At 67.3% G+C, this 2,400-nt stretch carries 2 protein-coding genes and 1 pseudogene; all 3 read right to left on the bottom strand.

All coding sequences use genetic code 11. From position 1 onward, the window contains the following. Nucleotides 1-564: amidase family protein (locus AC1DU6_RS27570; protein ID WP_477861021.1), on the bottom strand; the 564-nt coding region annotated here is incomplete at its 3' end. 43 nt (nt 565-607) lie between these two features. Then, on the bottom strand, nt 608-1,585 hold the full coding sequence (locus AC1DU6_RS27565) for a GMP reductase (RefSeq protein WP_477861019.1): 978 nt from the start codon (nt 1,583-1,585) through the stop codon (nt 608-610). 143 nt (nt 1,586-1,728) lie between these two features. Beyond that, nucleotides 1,729-2,400 (bottom strand): annotated as a pseudogene (locus AC1DU6_RS27560) (hypothetical protein); the annotation flags it as partial.

Below are 2,400 nucleotides of genomic sequence, written 5' to 3'. Positions count from 1 at the left end.
ACCCACCAGCCCGCAACAGGCTGCCGGGATGCGGATGGAGCCTCCACCGTCGTTGCCCGCTGCCATTGGCACGACACCCGCTGCCACCGCCGCCGCCGACCCGCCGCTGCTGCCGCCAGGCGTGCGGCGCACGTCCCAGGGGTTGCTGCTGCGGCCGAAGGCGAGCGGGTCGGTGACGCCCTTGAGGCCCAGCTCCGGCGCATTGGTCTTGCCGAAGATGACGAGGCCGGCGTCCAGCAGGCGCCGCACGACATGGGCGTGCTCTCTCGGTGGAGGTAGCGAAGCGAGAGCCCGGCTGCCCCAGCTGGTGGGCTGGCCGGCATAGTCCTCGGCCACGTCCTTGATCAGGCAGGGCACGCCGGCCAGTGGGCCGTTGCCGACGCCGCGCGCCAGCTGGGCGCGGGCCTGGCCTTCCATCAGCCGGCAGACCGGGTTGAGCTGGGGGTGGACTTCGGCCAGCCTTGTGAGCGCCAGGCCGAGCAGGGTTGTCGCTTCGACGCGGCCTGCCGCCACCTCGGCAGCCAGGGAGGTCGCGTCGTGGCGGCGGTAGGCAGCGAAGTCCATTGCGGCTTACATGAACAGACGCTCGCCCGCGTTCCGCAGGTGATCACATGAACAAATGTTCGCCCGCATTCTCTCCACCAAGARTGACRTAATTCACCTTGCGCAGGTCCGACAACTGCGTGCCGCCCGCATACGAGATCGAGCTCTGCAGGTCTTCCTGCATCTCGCGCAGCGTGTCGGCGAACTTGCCCTTGACGGGTTCCAGGATGCGCTTGCCCTCGACGTGGCGGTACTCGCCCTYGTTGAAGTCCGACGCCGAGCCGTAGTACTCCTTGTAGAGCTTGCCGTCGACCTCGACGGTCGTGCCTGGCGACTCTTCATGGCCGGCGAACAGCGAGCCGATCATGACCATGCTGGCGCCGAAGCGCACGCTCTTGGCGATGTCGCCATGGTGGCGGATGCCGCCGTCGGCCACGATGGGCTTGGTGGCCACGCGCGAGCACCATTTCAGCGCCGATAGCTGCCAGCCGCCGGTRCCAAAACCCGTCTTCAGCCGCGTGATGCAGACCTTGCCCGGGCCGACGCCGACCTTGGTCGCGTCCGCACCCCAGTTCTCCAGGTCGATGACGCCTTCGGGCGTGCCAACATTGCCGGCGATGACGAAGGTCTCGGGCAGCTTTTGCTTGATGTGGCCGATCATGCGCTGCACGCTCTCGGCATGGCCGTGGGCGATGTCGATGGTCAGGTAGTCGGCGCCGACGCCTTCAGCCGCCAGCTTGTCCACCAGTTCGAAGTCGGCCGGCTTCACGCCGACGCTCAGCGACACCAGCAGGCCCTTGTCCCGCATGTCCTTGGCATAGGCCAGGCTGTCGAGGTCGAAGCGGTGCATCACGTAGAAGTAGCCCTCGCGGGCCAGCAGCTCGGTGATGGGCTCGTCCACGACCGTCTTCATGTTGGCCGGCACGACCGGCAGCTTGAAGCGGTGTGGGCCGAACTGCACCGAGGTGTCGCAGTCCGAGCGGCTTTCCACGCGGCAGCGGCGCGGCAGCAGCAGGATGTTGTCGTAGTCGAAGATTTCCATAATTCAAGTTCACAGTTGCGGCGCGCGTTTGGCAGTGCGCGACCTGGGCTGCGAGCGCTTGACTTGGCTCTGCCGGCTTTGCTGCCCGTTTTTGCAGCGGGCAAAAAAAACCGGACGCCAAAATTTGGGCCCGGTGATTGATTCTACGCGGGCCTGGTTGGTATTGAAGCGAGGCCGTAGTGCACGGGCATTGCGCAGGCCAAAGCGGCCTTGATCATGGCGTCGGCGCCGGCCGAATCACCGCCGATGCGCAGCAGCAGGTCACATCGCTCCAGCAGGGCCTGGGCGTTGGGGTGGAAGTAGCGGTCCCAGACCGCATCGCCGCGCCGGCCGCCAGCGGCCGCGATGAGCGGCAGGGCGACCCACTCGCCGAGCACCGGCACGTGGCCCAGGGCTGCGACTTGCAGGGCGGCATCCTGCATGGCCTGCACGTTGGCGGCGATCGCGTCCTCCCGGTCGCCCGTGCCGCTTCGATACGGCCCGGCGATGAAGACCAGCAACGGGCCCTTGCGGGGCGGCGGCCCGAAGACATGGCGCTCGGCCCAGCGCAGCAGCATGATCGTTTTCGCATCGACGATCTCGCCGGCCTCGACCTGGCGCATGGCTGCGTCGAAGTCCAGCTCGAAGCGCGCGATGTCCTCGCCCTCCTCAACGAGGCCGCCACCCGCGCCAACCAAGTCGCCATCCTCGTACTCGGCCGCAAAGAAATGCAGCTTCTCGGTCACCGAGCCGGGGCTCATATAGGTCTCGAACAGCGCGCGGGGCTCGCGCAGGCGCACACCGGCTTCCTGCTCGGCCTCGGCGCGGATGCAACT

Source organism: Roseateles sp. P5_B10, from assembly GCF_056400485.1.
Note: the sequence above shows the minus strand (reverse complement) of the source record. Positions and strands in the feature narration are given on the sequence as shown.